Origin of the sequence: Actinomadura harenae, from assembly GCF_003696215.1 — a bacterium.
Taxonomy (GTDB): Bacteria; Actinomycetota; Actinomycetes; order Streptosporangiales; family Streptosporangiaceae; genus Spirillospora; species Spirillospora harenae.
Genome location: NZ_RFFG01000049.1, coordinates 13,298 through 28,061, shown reverse-complemented (window position 1 = coordinate 28,061; position 14,764 = coordinate 13,298). Strand labels below are relative to the sequence as shown.

Annotated in this window: 13 protein-coding genes; 5 read left to right on the top strand and 8 right to left on the bottom strand. The window is 72.8% G+C overall.

Going from position 1 to position 14,764, the window contains the following annotated elements:
- Positions 1-76: 76 nt before the first annotated feature.
- Entirely contained in the window at positions 77-2,632 is a 2,556-nt protein-coding gene (gene valS / locus EBO15_RS25130) for a valine--tRNA ligase (RefSeq protein WP_122196901.1), read from the bottom strand.
- A gap of 172 nt (positions 2,633-2,804) precedes the next feature.
- Between valS and EBO15_RS25125 the strand changes: the two genes are divergently transcribed.
- Positions 2,805-3,092, top strand: coding sequence for a DUF4235 domain-containing protein (locus tag EBO15_RS25125; protein WP_122196900.1), 288 nt, complete (start codon positions 2,805-2,807; stop codon positions 3,090-3,092).
- Between the two features lie 55 nt (positions 3,093-3,147).
- Positions 3,148-3,780, top strand: a complete 633-nt coding sequence (locus EBO15_RS25120; RefSeq protein ID WP_233616418.1) for a maleylpyruvate isomerase family mycothiol-dependent enzyme — start codon at positions 3,148-3,150, stop codon at positions 3,778-3,780.
- A gap of 104 nt (positions 3,781-3,884) precedes the next feature.
- On the opposite strand, the gene EBO15_RS25115 is transcribed toward EBO15_RS25120, so the two are convergent.
- Together EBO15_RS25115 and EBO15_RS25110 are read right to left on the bottom strand one after the other, a co-directional pair.
- A complete protein-coding gene (locus tag EBO15_RS25115; protein WP_325051941.1) occupies positions 3,885-4,955 on the bottom strand; it encodes a hypothetical protein in 1,071 nt (356 codons plus the stop codon).
- Between the two features lie 83 nt (positions 4,956-5,038).
- Positions 5,039-5,335, bottom strand: a complete 297-nt coding sequence (locus EBO15_RS25110; RefSeq protein ID WP_117359663.1) for a DUF4193 domain-containing protein — start codon at positions 5,333-5,335, stop codon at positions 5,039-5,041.
- 573 nt (positions 5,336-5,908) lie between these two features.
- Between EBO15_RS25110 and EBO15_RS25105 the strand changes: the two genes are divergently transcribed.
- Complete coding sequence (locus EBO15_RS25105) at positions 5,909-7,636, top strand: serine/threonine-protein kinase (RefSeq protein ID WP_122196899.1); 1,728 nt, start codon at positions 5,909-5,911, stop codon at positions 7,634-7,636.
- Here EBO15_RS25105 and EBO15_RS25100 read toward each other — a convergent pair.
- Together EBO15_RS25100 and EBO15_RS25095 are read right to left on the bottom strand one after the other, a co-directional pair.
- Positions 7,626-9,170 carry a sensor histidine kinase gene (locus EBO15_RS25100; protein ID WP_233616417.1) on the bottom strand — a complete coding sequence of 515 codons (1,545 nt, stop codon included), beginning with the start codon at positions 9,168-9,170 and terminating at the stop codon, positions 7,626-7,628. The two genes, EBO15_RS25105 and EBO15_RS25100, sit on opposite strands and share 11 nt — an antisense overlap.
- Positions 9,167-9,820 carry a response regulator transcription factor gene (locus tag EBO15_RS25095; protein WP_122196935.1) on the bottom strand — a complete coding sequence of 218 codons (654 nt, stop codon included), beginning with the start codon at positions 9,818-9,820 and terminating at the stop codon, positions 9,167-9,169. Before EBO15_RS25095 ends, EBO15_RS25100 begins: the two co-directional genes overlap by 4 nt.
- Before the next feature lie 188 nt (positions 9,821-10,008).
- Between EBO15_RS25095 and EBO15_RS45445 the strand changes: the two genes are divergently transcribed.
- The gene (locus EBO15_RS45445; RefSeq protein ID WP_170026733.1) at positions 10,009-10,185 is read left to right on the top strand and encodes a hypothetical protein; all 177 of its coding nucleotides are present in this window, start codon (positions 10,009-10,011) and stop codon (positions 10,183-10,185) included.
- 111 nt (positions 10,186-10,296) lie between these two features.
- On the opposite strand, the gene EBO15_RS25090 is transcribed toward EBO15_RS45445, so the two are convergent.
- Genes EBO15_RS25090 through EBO15_RS25080 form a run of 3 tightly spaced genes read right to left on the bottom strand, consistent with a single transcriptional unit; the run spans position 10,297 to position 13,266 of the window.
- The gene (locus EBO15_RS25090; RefSeq protein ID WP_122196898.1) at positions 10,297-11,103 is read right to left on the bottom strand and encodes an inositol monophosphatase family protein; all 807 of its coding nucleotides are present in this window, start codon (positions 11,101-11,103) and stop codon (positions 10,297-10,299) included.
- The gene (locus EBO15_RS25085) at positions 11,100-12,101 is read right to left on the bottom strand and encodes a ferrochelatase (RefSeq protein WP_378237432.1); all 1,002 of its coding nucleotides are present in this window, start codon (positions 12,099-12,101) and stop codon (positions 11,100-11,102) included. The genes EBO15_RS25090 and EBO15_RS25085 overlap by 4 nt, the downstream gene beginning before the upstream one ends.
- Positions 12,102-12,156: 55 nt before the next feature.
- Positions 12,157-13,266, bottom strand: coding sequence for a lytic transglycosylase domain-containing protein (locus EBO15_RS25080; protein ID WP_199744792.1), 1,110 nt, complete (start codon positions 13,264-13,266; stop codon positions 12,157-12,159).
- A gap of 272 nt (positions 13,267-13,538) precedes the next feature.
- Between EBO15_RS25080 and EBO15_RS25075 the strand changes: the two genes are divergently transcribed.
- Positions 13,539-14,759 carry an MFS transporter gene (locus tag EBO15_RS25075; RefSeq protein WP_233616416.1) on the top strand — a complete coding sequence of 407 codons (1,221 nt, stop codon included), beginning with the start codon at positions 13,539-13,541 and terminating at the stop codon, positions 14,757-14,759.
- The last annotated feature ends 5 nt before the right edge of the window (positions 14,760-14,764 follow it).

Here is a 14,764-nt window from a genome sequence, read left to right as displayed (position 1 = left end):
CGGTCACCCCGCCTCCCGGACGAGGACAACGAAAAGGGCCCCCGGGGGGAGACCCCGGAGGCCCTTCAGGCGATGACTACTCGCCGTCGCTCTCCGCGAAGACCACCGCGACCGTGAGCGGCCCCTCGGACGAGCCGTCCAGGTCCAGCTCCGCGATGCGGCCCGCGGCCTGGAGGTCGCCCGAGACCTCGGCCAGGTCGGCGGCCCGCTCGCCCGTGACCAACGCCCGCGACAGCTCCGTGCGCATCGACACCTTCGCGTCCGACTTCGCCTTGCGGACCTGCCGCAGCGCCTCGGCCGCGACGCCCAGCAGGGACGCGTCCCCGCCGTCCGGCAGCTCGTCCGGCGTCGGCCAGGAGGCACGGTGGACCGAACCCTCCTGCCACCACGACCAGACCTCCTCGGTCACGAACGGCAGGAACGGCGCGAACAGCCGCAGCAGCACCGACAGCGCCCGGTTCAGCGCCGCCCGCGCGGACGCCGCCTTCGCGTCCGCCCCGTACGCGCGCTGCTTCACCAGCTCCAGGTAGTCGTCGCAGAACTGCCAGAAGAACCGCTCGGTGCGCTCCAGCGCCCGCGCGTAGTCGTAGGACTCGAACGCCTCGGTCGCCTCGCCGACCAGCCCGCGCAGCGCGGCCAGCATCGCCAGGTCGCCCGGGTACCAGACCGCCTCGGCGTCGACGCCCTCGTCCAGCGGCTGCTCCGCGAACCCCAGGACGAACTTCGACGCGTTCAGGATCTTGATCGCGAGCCGCCGCCCGACCTTGATCTGCCCGGTGTCGAACGCCGTGTCGGTGCCCGGCCGGCCGCTCGCCGCCCAGTACCGGACCGCGTCCGAGCCGAACTCCTCCAGCAGCCCGATCGGTGTGACGACGTTGCCCTTGGACTTGGACATCTTCTTGCGGTCCGGGTCCAGGATCCAGCCGGCCAGCGCGGCGGCCTTCCACGGCAGCGACCCGTTCTCCAGGTGCGCGCGGACGACCGTGGCGAACAGCCACGTCCGGATGATGTCGTGCCCCTGCGGCCGCAGGCTGTAGGGGAACACGCGGGAGAACAGGTCCGGGTCGCGCTCCCAGCCGCCCGCGATCTGCGGGGTCAGCGAGGACGTCGCCCAGGTGTCCATCACGTCCGGGTCGCCGGTGAACCCGTCCGGCTTGCCGCGCTGGTCCTCGGTGAAACCGGGCGGGACGTCGGTCGCCGGGTCGATCGGCAGCGTGTCCTCGGCCGGGACGACCGGCTCGCCGTAGACCGGCTCGCCCGCCCCGTCCAGCCGGTACCAGACCGGGATCGGGACGCCGTAGAACCGCTGCCGGGAGATCAGCCAGTCGCCGTTCAGGCCCTCGACCCAGTTCTCGTACCGGGCGCGCATGTACGCCGGGTACCACTCCAGCTCGCGGCCCCGCTCCACCAGCTCGGCGCGCAGCTCCGGCCCGCGCCCGCCGTTGCGGATGTACCACTGCCGGGTGGTGACGATCTCCAGCGGCTTGGAGCCCTTCTCGAAGAACTTCACCGCCCGGACGACCTTGCGGGGCTCGCCGTCGATGTCCCCCGCCTCGGCCAGCAGCTCGAGCATCCGCTCCCGCGCCGAGTGGACGGTCTTCCCGGCCAGCTCGGCGTAGGTCCCCGCCGGGACCCCGGCGGGCGCCTCGGCGACGAACCGGCCGTCCCAGCCGACGACCGCGCGGGTCGGCAGGTCCAGCTCCCGCCACCAGGTGACGTCGGTGACGTCGCCGAACGTGCAGATCATCGCGATGCCGGACCCCTTGTCCGGCTCGGCCAGCCGGTGCGCGACGACCGGGACCTCGACGCCGAACACCGGCGTCCGGACGGTCGTCCCGAACAGCTCCCGGTACCGCTCGTCGTCCGGGTGCGCGACGAGCGCGACGCACGCGGGCAGCAGCTCCGGACGCGTCGTCTCGATGTACACGGGCCGCTCACCGGCGTGGAACCGCAGCCGGTGGAACGCGCCGGGCTGCTCCCGGTCCTCCAGCTCCGCCTGCGCGACGGCCGTGCGGAACGTGACGTCCCACAGGGTCGGGGCCTCCGACAGGTACGCCTCGCCCCGCCGCAGGTTCCGCAGGAACGCCTTCTGCGACGCGGCCCGCGCGGTCTCGCCGATCGTCGTGTAGAGCAGGCTCCAGTCGACCGACAGCCCGACGCGGCGCCAGGTGTCCTCGAACGCCCTCTCGTCGATCCCGGTCAGCCGGTCGCACAGCTCGATGAAGTTCCGCCGGCTGATCGCCACCTGCCGCTTCGCGTCCGGCTTCTCCGGCGGCTCGAAGCCGGGGTCGTACGGCAGCGACGCGTCGCCCCGGACCCCGAAGTAGTTCTGGACGCGCCGCTCGGTCGGCAGCCCGTTGTCGTCCCACCCGATCGGGTAGAAGACCTCCTGCCCGCGCATGCGGCGGTACCGGGCGATCGTGTCGGTGTGGGTGTACGAGAAGACGTGGCCGACGTGCAGCGACCCGCTGACGGTGGGCGGCGGCGTGTCGATCGAGTAGACCTCGCCCGCCGGACGCGACCGGTCGAACCGGTACGTCCGTCCGTCCTCCCAGGCGCGTACCCACTTCTCCTCCAGGCCGTCCAGAGAGGGCTTGGAAGGAACGCTCGGCACACGCGACGGAAAACTCATGAACCAATGCTATTGACCATCGGACGCTGATCGGTTCGCATTTCCGCTCCAGAGGCCGCCGTGCTGCGTCGGCACGGCATCGGCGCGGGATCGGCGTGCCCAGGTGGGCGGCGCTCTCGGGCGGCGGCGTGTCCGATAGCGTCGGGATCACTCGAGGGACTGGGAGGTTTCGATGGCGGACAAGGGCGACATCGGCTGGCGGGTGCTGGCCGGGGCCGCGGCCTTCGCGGGCGGCTTCGCCGCCAAGAAGGCCATCACGATGGCGTGGAAGAAGAGCACCGGCAAGGAGCCGCCGGCCAACCCCGAGTCTCCGGAGGTCGCGCTGAGCGAGGCCCTCACCTGGGCCGTCGTCATGGGCGTGGGCGTGGAGGTCGCGCGGCTGCTCGCCACCCGCGCGGCGGCCAAGCACTGGTCCAAGGGCACCGGCGAGCTGCCCGCCCAGCTGCGCGCCGAGTCCTGACACGGGCCCCGGCGGGGCATTGGACGACTCGTCCAGTATCGTGGTCGGTCCCCCGGTGACGAAGGGATCGACCACGATGCTGCTGGACCGGATCCGCCTGCCCTTCGAGGACGAGTTGCGCGCCGAGCGCTTCCGCCTGATCGAGACGCTGGACGGCCTGTCCGACGCCGACTTCGACACCGGGACGACCCTGTGCGCCGCATGGGCCCCGCGCGACGTCCTCGGCCACGTGATCGGGCTCGACTACTTCGTCGCCTCGTACCTGCCCTTCGGGTCGAAGATCAACGACGCCAACGGGGCCCAGGCCGACCGGGCGCGCTCGATGTCCCGGGAGCGGCTGATGCGGTGGGCCCGGCACTGGGCCGACAACCCCAGCACGACCAGCCGCCTCGGCGCGCCGATCCTGCTCGGCGACCTCGGCGTCCACCACCAGGACGTGGTGCGCGGCCTCGGCCTCACCCGGAACGTCCCGGACGGGACGGCCACCGCGATCTTCCGTGAGGGCCTCCAGCTCAGCATGTGGCTGAACCGGCGGGTGCTGCGGCACCGCCTCGAGCCGACCGACGGGCACCGTCCGGTCGTCCTGCCGGGAGCGAGGAACGGCCCGGCCGTGCGCGGCACCCGCGAGGCCCTGGGCATGTGGCTCTGCGGCCGCGACTCCGTCGCCGGAGAGCTCGAGTTCGCTTAGAGGGCGCCCCCGAACGCGAAGAACGGCCCACCCGGAGGGTTCTCCAGGCGGGCCGTTCATTCTTTTCGTGCTTTTTGGTCCTCTTTGACCGGAGGGTGACCGGTTCAGCTCGGGAGACGGGGGTGCTCGCCGGGGAGGCCGGGGGCCGGGCCGCCGAGCTTGCGCAGGTCGTCCCGGACGGACGCGGCGAGCTTCCTGGTCGCGGTGCGGTTGAGCGCGGCCCCGGCGGCCGCGCCGGTCAGGAACGGGCCCATCGTCGTCAGGCTGCGCCCGAGGGTGCGCAGCAGCCGCTTGCGCAGCGCCGCCTTGGAGGCCGCGCCGAGCGCGCCGGTGAGCGAGCCGCCCTCCAGCGGGTTCAGGCCGCGCTGCCGCGCCCACGCCGTCGTGAACGCCGCGGCCCGGAGCGTGCCGGACCCCTGCACCCGGACGTCGTAGACCTCGTGCAGCTCGCCGATCATCTTCACCTCGATCGCCGCGACCACGAGGGTCTCGGCGGCCAGCTGCGCGGGGGCCGACAGCAGCAGCGGCGGGGCGGCGAACTCGACGGCCGCCAGCGCCCCGCCCGCCGCGCCCACGGCGGTGGTGGCGCGCGCGGCGACCTTGACCATGTTGTCGGCCAGGTCCTCGCCGGTGAGGCCGTGGTGGTGGGCCGTCAGGGTGGCCCGGTCGCGGATCGGCACGTGCGGGACGATGGCGGTGAACAGGTCGGCCAGCCAGCGGCCGCGCGCAATGCCCCTGGTCCCGGCGGTGCGGGCGCTGGCCGCGAGCAGCCGGGTGAGCCGCGCGAGCAGGCGGCCGCGGGTCTCGCGGTCGAGCTCCTCGTCGGCGGCGAGCCGTCCGACCAGCTCCCCGATCTCCCGGTCGCTCCCCGGACCGTCCGGCGCGGCGCTGTGATCGTCGGCGGTGTGGTCGTCGGCGTCGTGGTGATCGTCGGCGCCGGGGCCGGCGCCCTGATCACGAGCGGCGCGGTCGTGGGCGTCGCGCTCGCGGATGTCGTTCTCGCAGGTGTCCCGGGCGTCGCGCTCGTGGCCGGGCGTGGGGCCCGGCACGTTCGCCGACGCGGTGGCGGAGGGGTGTGCGCCCGGCGCGGCGGAGGCCGCGCCCGGCACGGGTGTGACCGCGGCGGGGTCCCCGGAGGGACCGCGCCGCTCGTGGACTTCCGGAACCTCGTTCACCAGCGGCTCCCGTGGGTCGGAACCGTCCCGTCGGACGGCCTGGGGACCAGGCCGTGGACCGGACCTCGGAAACGGACCGCCCGTCAGGCGGCGCACTCGCGGCAGACCGGCTGGCCGTTCTTCTCGGTGGCCAGCTGGCTGCGGTGGTGCACCAGGAAGCACCGGCTGCACGTGAACTCGTCGGCCTGCCGCGGAACGACCCGGAAGGTCAGCTCCTCGTTCGACAGGTCGGCGCCGGGCAGCTCGGCGACCTCGCCGGCGTCCAGGTCCTCGTCGATGATGCTCGCGGCCTTGTCGGCGCGGCGAGCCTGGAGTTCCTGGAGGCTGTCCTCATTGAGATCGTCGTCGGTCTTGCGTGGGCTGTCGTAGTCGGTCGCCATCTTCGTCTCCATCCCCCTCGATGCTTTATGCGCCCCGTCGCGCGGATCTAACGCTCGGGGGGCCGTTCTTGTGCCCGATCCGGGCGGGAAATTCTGTCACGGGCGGTGAGCTGTGCCACACAAGGCGCGACGGTTCTCACGAGTGACACCGATCACCCGTCCCGGCCCGCGGAGATGTGGCGCACGTCACCCGACCGCCCGGGTGCCACGCTGTGGAACAGCGCCGTGACGCCCGGGGGCGCAACCAACGGCGGCGGGATCATATCCTTCTCCGCGCCCACTCGCGCACCGACCGCCCCCGCACGGCCCCGGCGCGTCCCCTGGCGCGTCCCCCCGCGTGTCCCTGATGGTCTCCGGGACCGCTCGGGTACCCGGTGCCGCCCTCGTTCACACCCCCGGCGCCGGACGCCCCCACCCGCCCCGCGTATCGCCAGGAAAGCCGCGATCGGGCATTGAACCCATCGTGTCGATGAAACGTCTGAACTAACGCGATATCGTGCAGCGCCACACCACACAAGAGCGCCACACCACACAAGAGCGCCACACCACACAGGCGGGTCACGGGAGGGTCTGATGCCGGAAGCCGCTCCACTGGAGCCGGGCGATCCGCGGGCACTGGGACGGTACGAGGTCGTCGGGCGGCTCGGGGCAGGCGGGCAGGGCGCGGTCTTCCTTGGCCGCTCCCACGGGGGAGAGTACGTCGCCATCAAGCTGCTGCACACGCAGATGGCGAGCGACAAGGCGGCGCGGGCGCGGTTCGCCCGCGAGGTCACCGCGGCCAGCAAGGTCGACCCGCAGTGCACCGCCCGCGTCCTCGACTTCGACGTCGAGGGCGAGCAGCCCTATGTGATCAGCGAGTTCATCGACGGCGCGTCCCTGCACGACGTGATCGCGCACCGCGGCCCGATGAACGCCGACGACCTGCTGCTCCTGGCGATCGGCACCGCGACCGCGCTCGCCGCGATCCACGAGGCCGGGATCGTCCACCGCGACTTCAAGCCGAACAACGTCATGCTGGCCAGCGACGGCCCGCGCGTCGTGGACTTCGGCATCGCCCGCACCGTGAACTCCCAGGAGAGCGCGGTCACCGCGACCGGCATGGTCGTCGGCACCCCGGGCTACCTGGCGCCCGAGCAGCTCACGGGCGCGCCGCTCACGCCCGCCGTGGACATCTTCGCCTGGGGCGCGACCATGGTGTTCGCCGCGACCGGGCAGTCCCCGTTCGAGGCCGAGACGCTTCCGGTGATCATCAACCGGATCCTCAACGAGGATCCGGACCTGTCCGGGGTGCCCGCCGGGCCCGTCCGGGCCATGGTGCAGCGCGCCCTGTCCAAGGACGCCGGATTGCGCCCGCCCGCGCCGCAGCTGCTGCTGCAGCTGCTCCAGTCGGTCAACGCGACCCCGGCCGGCGCGGCGTCCGGAGACGCGCTGCTCGACCAGGGCACCCGGATCGCCGCGCGGCTGGACGCCCCGCCCGCGCCGGCGGTCCCGCCCTCGTCGCCGTACGGCGGCGGGCAGCAGATCACCCCGCCGCCCATGCCGATGCACCAGGGCGGCTACCAGGGCCAGGGCGGCGGCTACCCGGGGCAGGGCGGTGCCGGGCCGGTCACGCCGCCGCCGTCGATCACGCCCCCGCCGATGCCGATGTACCAGGGCGCGCCGCCCCAGCAGGGGCAGCGTCCGCCCGCCTACGGTCCGCCGGCGGCCCCGCCCGTCGCCGGGCCGCCCGCGACGGGGCCGATGTACGGCCCGCCGCCGAAGTCCGGCGGGTCGAACGCGCCGCTCGCGATCGGCATCGGCTGCGGCGTGCTCGTCCTGGTCGTGATCGTCGTCATCGTGATCGCCGCGCTCGCGAACGGCGGCGACCCGACGCCGCGCCCGACGCTCACCGTCCCGACGTACACGCCGTACACGCCGCCCTCGACGTCCGGCTCGAAGGTCAACACCGGCATCGTCGGCGTGTGGACGGGACCGGCGCAGCAGCCGGGGGCGCAGACCAACCGCAGGAACTTCACCGCGAAGTTCGCGCTCCTCTACACGTCGGGCACGGCCACCTACACCTACCCGGACGGCACCGACACCTGCTACACGAACCTGGCGGCGATCTCCGGCTCGGCGGCCAGCGGCAAGGCGGTCTTCCGGGAGACACCGATGATCAGCAGCGAGAACAGGTGCGCGGCCGGGTACGTGACCTTCTACCCGACCAGCGGGAACGTCCTGTCGCTGAAGACGATCCGCTGGGACTGGCGGGAGAAGCTCTCCGAGACCAGCGCGTCGGCGTTCGGCACCGTCAGCAGGTGATCGGCGCTTCCCGGCCCTGACCGGCCGGGAAGCGGCCTCTCACGGCACACCGTCCACGTGTGAGGGGCAGCCGGACGGTGATCACCAGGCCGCCGCCCTGCCGGGGCGCGGCGTACACGCGCCCGCGGTGGGCGAGCACCACCGAGCGGACGATCGACAGTCCGAGGCCCGCGCCCTTGGCGGACTCCAGCCGGTCGGCGTTCAGCCGCCGGAACGGCTCGAAGAGCCGCTCGATCTCGTACGCGGGCACGACCGGGCCGGTGTTCTCCACCTGGACGGTCGCGTACCCCGACAGCACGCCGGTGCGGACCCAGACCTCGCCGCCGTCGGAGTTGTGCTTGATCGCGTTGTCCACCAGGTTGCTCACCAGGTGCTCCAGCAGGACGGGATCGCCCGGCGTGGCGCCCGGGGTCAGCTCGCGGTGGACGGAGACCTCGTTCGGCTGCTCGCGGCGCGCCAGGTTCGTCAGGACGGTCGCGGCGACCTCGGACAGGTCGGTCGGGACGCGCGTGGTCAGCTCGCGCTCGCTGCGGGCGAGCAGCAGCAGGCCCTCGATCAGGCGCTCGTGCCGGGCGTTGTTGGCCAGCAGCGTCTTCCCGACGGTCTTCAGGTCGTCGGACGCCTCCGGATCGGTGAGCGCGACCTCCAGCAGCGTCCGGTTGATCGCGAGCGGCGTCCGGAGCTCGTGCGAGGCGTTGCCGACGAACCGGCGCTGCGTGTCGAACGCGTCGCTGAGCCGTTCGAGCATGGCGTCGAAGGTGTCGGCGAGCTCCTTGATCTCGTCCTCGGGGCCGTCCAGCGCGATCCGCTCGTGCAGGGTGGACTCGGAGAGCCGGCGGGCGGTCGCGGTGACCCGCTGGAGCGGGGACAGCGCCCGGTCGGCGACGAAGTACCCCATGACGACGGCGATGATCCCGACGCCGAGCAGGGCCAGCAGCGAGCGGGTCAGCATCCGCCGCATGGCCAGGTCGCGGATCGCCTCGGACGTGATGAAGCTGCCGTCCGGGTAGCGGATGCCGGTGCCGGCCGGGAAGACCGAGTCGAGCACCGACCGCAGCAGCAGGTAGGTGACGAACAGCAGCAGCACCCCGGCCAGGAAGAACAGCGCGCCGTACAGGACGGTCAGCCGCAGCCGGACGCTGATCCGGTTCGGCAGGGACCGCAGGTCGGTGAGCAACGAGGAGCTCTCGCCGTTCTTGGGCTCGCCGTTCCGGTCGCCCGGCAGGGCGAACGACCCGGTCGTGACCACGCCGACCTGGCCGTTCGGCCCGGAGTCGGACGTGCCGGACCCGCCGTCCCGGCCCGGGGGCCGTCCGGCGGACGCGCCCGGCGGCGTCACCGACGGGCGCACGGGCGAGGGCTCGCCGCCGTCCTGCGCCGGGCTCACGGGCGAGCCGTCCATCGCCTTGTCACGGCCCTTCCCGCGGCCGTTCCCCCGGGCCTTGCCCGGGGTCTTCCTCTCCTCGCCGGACGCGCCCGTCTCGCCGGGAACCGGCTCGGGCAGGTCGTTCGAGGTGGGTTCGGGCGCGCTCACAGCCGGTACCCCACACCCGGGACGGTCTCGATGACGGGCGGATCGCCGAGCTTCTTCCGCAAGGTCATCATCGTGACCCGGACGACGTTGGTGAACGGGTCGATGTGCTCGTCCCACGCCTTCTCGAGCAGCTGCTCGGAGCTGACCACCGCGCCCTCGGCGCCCATCAGCACCTCCAGGACGGCGAACTCCTTGCGGGTCAGCTCGATCGGCCGCCCGTCGCGGGTGACCTCCCGCCGGGACGGGTCGAGCGTGATGCCCGAGCGCTCCAGGACGGGCGGCAGCGGCGCCGACGCGCGCCGTCCGAGCGCCCGGACGCGGGCGACCAGCTCGGTGAACGCGAACGGCTTGGGCAGGTAGTCGTCGGCCCCTATGGACAGACCCTCGACGCGCTGGTCGAGCTCGCCCGCCGCCGTCAGCATCAGGATGCGCGCCGGATAACGGTCGGCGACCAGCCGCCGGCACACGTCGTCGCCGTGCACCTTCGGCAGGTCGCGGTCGAGCACGACCACGTCGTACTCGTTGACGCCGGTCCGTTCCAGCGCGCCCGCGCCGTCGTAGGCCACGTCGACGGCCAGCGCCTCACGGCGCAGGCCCGTGGCGATGGCGTCGGCGAGCACACGCTCGTCCTCGACGACCAGAACCCTCACGAACTCCCCCTCGGCTGTCACGCCCCTCGCCTTACCCCTCCGGTATGCCACAGAGCCCGTAAGAGCCTCGTAAGGGGGTCGCGGGGCCGGGACCGTTCCGCCCCCGCCACACGGCGAATTCGCGCTTGGAAACAGGTTTGGCCCCAGCGTAGGCGTGGGTACAGACGCTCAGATCCGGGAGGAGGCCCATGGGCGAGCTTTCACGTCAGATCCAGCAGCGTCTCGACAACGCTTACGAGTCGCTGCGCCACGCCCACGCAGAAGGTGACGTCTACCTGGTGGACATACGCCAGGAGGAGATCAAGGAACTGCGCCGGATCGCAGCGAACAACGACATCGGTATCGACGCACCCAGGTGCGATTAGCCCCCCGCTGCGAGAACGCACGAAGGCCCCGGACGACCGTAGGCGTCCGGGGCCCTTCTCGTTCCGCGGGTCTCCCGCCGGGTCCCGCCCGATGATCGGGCGGGGACGGCCTCAGTCCCTGGCCGGGTCCAGGGGCTCCAGAACGGCGTGCAGGGCGTCGAACAGGCCCGGAGCCGCCGCGATGCACAGGTCGGGGCTCACGGGGGCCCCAGCGAGCCCCTGGACGCGTCCGCCCGCCTCCTCGACGATCAGGGCCCCCGCCGCGACGTCCCAGGCCTGGACGCCGCGCTCGTAGTAGGCGTCGACGCGTCCGGCCGCCAGGGAGCAGAGGTCCACGCAGCAGGACCCGCTGCGCCGGATGTCCCGCACGCGCGGGAGGAGGGCCGCGACCACCTCGCCCTGGTGGGCGCGCCGTTCGGGGAAGTAGCCGAACCCGGTGGCGACCAGGGCCCGGTCGAGCGGGACGCCGGTGTTGACCTTCAGCTCGCGGACCCCGGACGCGGTGTGGAGGAACGCTCCCCCGCCCCGGACGGCCGTGTAGGTCTCGCCCAGGCGCGGGATCTCGACGACTCCGGCGACGGCCTCGCCGTCCACCTCGGCGGCGATGCTGACCGCCCAGTCGGGCAGGTCGTAGAGGTAGTTCACGGTGCCGTCGATCGGGTCGACGACCCAGCGGACGCCGCTGTCGCCGGCGGACGAGCCGCCCTCCTCGCCGAGGAAGGCGTCGCGGGGCCGGGCGGCGAGGATCCGCTCGGTGATCAGCCGCTCGGACGCCCGGTCCATCTCGGTGACCACGTCGGTGGGGCTGGACTTGGTGTCGGCGACGCCGAGGTCGGCGGGCCGCTTGTCGACCAGCATCCGGGCGGCCTCGCGGGCCGTCTCCAGGGCGAGCTCCAGCAGGGCGGACGGATCGGTCATCGGCATTCTCCACAGGTGTCGGGACGGGGGCCGAGCGAGCCGAGCGCGGGACGGTCCGTCCCGGAGCGCTCCTGCATGAGCTCGCGGACCATGGCGACGAAGCGGGGGTGGGTGCCGGGGGTGGCGGCGCGGCGGAAGGCCAGGCCGAGCTTCTCGGCGAGGCGGGTGGCCTCCACGTCGAGGTCGTACTTGACCTCCATGTGGTCGGACACGAACCCGATGGGGACGTTCACGACGGCCCGGACGCCGGCGGCGTCCAGGTCCACGAGGTGGTCGCCGATGTCGGGGGCGAGCCACGGCTGGGCGGGCGGGCCGCTGCGGCTCTGGTAGACGAGCTTCCAGGGCCGTCCGGGGGCGGCGTGCTCGGCGACGTGGGCGGAGACGTCCTCCAGCTGGGCCTGGTACAGCTCGCGGCCCGGCTGGGAGAGCGGAACGCTGTGCGCGCTGAACACCAGGTGCGTGGCGTCCCGGGCGTCCTCGGGGAGGTCGTCCAGGGCGGCCCTGGTGGCCTCGACGAACGGCTCCACGAAGCCCGGGTGGTTGTAGTAGACGCGCAGTTTGTCGATCTCGGGCGCGCCGGGGACCTCGGCTCGCGCGCGCTCGATGTCCTGCGCGTACTGGCCGCAGCAGGAGTACCCGTCGTAGGCGGACGTGACGAACGCGGCGGCGCGCTGGACGCCGTCCTCCTTCATCTGCCGGACGGTGTCGGCGAGGTAGGGGTCCCAGTTGCGGTTGCCCCAGTAGACCGGGACGTCCGCGAGGCCGTTGGCGGCGAAGTCCGCCTCGATCGCGGCCTTCAGCTCCCGGCAGAGCCGGTTGATCGGGCTGACCCCGCCGAACAGGTGGTAGTGCTCGCCGACCTTCGCGAGCCGCTCGCGCGGGATGCCCTTCCCGCGCGTGACGTTCTCCAGGAAGGGGATCACGTCGTCCGGGCCCTCGGGGCCGCCGAACGACATCAGGAGCAGCGCGTCATAACCCGCCGTCATCGCCTGGCTCATGCCTCAATCCAACCAGGCGATGCCAAACGCTCCCGCCGGCCCCTGCCCCTCCCGGCTACTTGTACTGGGCCGCGTACGCGCGCGCGAGGCCGAGGACCTTCTGGACGTACCAGTCGGCATGGTTGTAGGCGAAGATCGCCCTGTAGAGCGACTGGCCGCCCTTCCCCGCGCCGTTCGCGCACAGGTACTTCGCCGCGGCGGGGATCGCGTCGTAGGGGTTCATGATGTCGGCCTTGCCGTCGCCGTCGCCGTCCACGCCGTAGGTCGCCCAGGTGGACGGCATGAACTGCATCGGCCCGAGCGCGCCCGCGCTGGAGCGTCCGGGGTTGCGGCCGTGGTCGCTCTCGACCTGCCCGATCGCGGCGAGGACCGTCCAGGACAGGCCGGGGCAGGTGGTGGCGGCCTGCCGGTACAGGTCGAGGTAGCTGCCCGCGTGCCCGTTCTGCCCGGACGGCTGGTACTTGGTCTCGTGCAGGTTCACCGCGCTGGAGCCCGCGCCGAGGATCTTCTTCACCTGGCCCGCGACCTTGCCGGGGCTGGCGCCGGGGGCGTTGACCAGGACGGCGATGTCGTCCACCAGGCCCATGGCCGTGCCGGACCTCTTGCTGACCAGCATGTCGATGCCGGGCAGGCCGAGGCTTCCGGAGCCGCCGAGGACCAGGTTCGGGACGGTCCGTCCGACGACCGGGTACTGGAAGCCGCGGCTGAGCTGGAGCTGGTCGGCGGCGGTCGCCGAGACCACGAACTGGTCGGACGCCAGGGCCGTCCAGAGCTCGGTGCGCTTGGCGGTGCCGGGCGGCGTCCAGGACCGGAAGACCGACGGGTCGACGGCGAACGCGTTGACCTGGCGCCCCTGGAGCTGGACGGCCCCGCCCGCGACGGCGATCACGTCCTTGACGTGCCCGATCCTGCCGATCTTCGCGACCTGCGCGCCGGTGATCGTCGTCCCGCCGACGGCGAGCACGTCCGGCGGGACGACCCGGCGCAGCGGCGCGACCTGCCCGGCCGCGGTGTCGAGGTTGGTGACCGGGCCGTTCCTGAGCGGGTCCGGGCCGGGGGTCGAGGCCGCGGCGTCCTTCCGCGCGGGCTCGGGGTCCTTGACGGTCAGCGCCGCGTAGACGCCCCCGGCGAGGCTCCCGGCGACCAGGATCCCGACCGCGGTCACGACGAGACCGTGCCGCCGCCGTCCCGGGCGCCCGTTACCGGCGCCCGGCTTCCCGGCGCCCGGTCTTCCGGCGCGCGGATTCCCGGCGCGCGGCGGGGCGGGAGCGTGCGCGGAGGCCGGGTCGCCAGCCGCTTCCGGGGCCGAGTCCGGCCCGGGTGAAGGAGGAACCACAACCATCCCCAACGAACGTCACCAACAGACGGTTACCCGGAAAAATATGTTTGAAGGTCCAGGTAACGTGATCAAGTTATCCAGCTCAGAACAGAAGGAGCATGTTGGCCAGTCCGTACCGGACGCTTCTGGCCGTTCCCGGGGCCAGGGCGTTCGTCGCCGCCGGGTTCGTCGGACGCATGTCGATGTCCATGGTGGGAATCGGGATCGTCCTCCTGGTCTCCGCGGTGACCGGATCGTACGGCATCGCCGGAACGGTCTCCGCGACGATGGCGGTCGCCTACGCGGCGGCGGCCCCGCTCAGCGCCCGGTTCGCCGACCGCTACGGACAGCGCCGGGTGCTCATCCCCCTGGTCTCGGCCAACGCGGTCGCCTTCTCCCTGCTGATCTCGTTCGCCCTGTTCGAGGCCCCCCTCTGGACGTTGTACCCCGCGAGCGCCCTCGCCGGACTCACCCAGGTCTCCCTGGGCGCGTGGGTGCGTTCGCGCTGGTCGCACGTGCTGACCGGGACGTCGATCCCGATGGGCACGGCGTACTCGTTCGAGTCGGTCATGGACGAGCTGATCTTCGTCGCCGGGCCGATCCTCGTCACGTCGCTGGCGACCGGGGTGCATCCGGCGGCGGGGCTCGCGGTCGCCGCGTCCTGCACGCTCGCCGGGGGCCTGGCCTTCGCGCGCCTGCGCGGGACGGAGCCGCCGCCGCGGCCCCTCACACCGGGGACGTCGCCCCGCGGCGGGGCGTTCACGAACCCGGCCCTCCGGATCATGACGCCGATCTTCCTGTTCGTCGGCCTGGTGTTCGGCGCGATGGACGTCGCCGGCGTCGCGTTCGCCACCGAACAGGGGCACAAGCCGCTGGCCGGGGTGCTGCTCGGCTGCTACGCGGGCGGCAGCGCGACCTCCGCGTTCTGGTACGGCGCGCGGAACTGGGCCTCCTCGCTGGACCGCCGCTTCCTGATCGGGATCGTCCTCCAGGCCGTCCTGCTGGTGCCGCTGCCGCTGATCGGGAACTTCTGGCTGATGCTGCCGGTGGCGTTCGTGGCCGGGCTGGCGATCTCGCCGACGATCATCCCGGGGTTCGGGCTGGTGGAGCGGGTCGTCCCGTCCGGGCAGCTCACCGAGGGCCTGGCGCTGGTGTCGACGTCGCTGAGCATCGGCGCGGCGGCGGGCGCGTCCCTGGCCGGGCGGATCGCCGACGCCTACGGCGCCATGGAGTCCTTCCTGGTCCCGCTGGCCTCGTCGGTCCTGGCCGCCCTGGTGGCCCTGGCGGGGATCCGGGCGATCAGTAAACGTGAACTTTCCTCACAAACGATCGCCGAGTAGAGTTC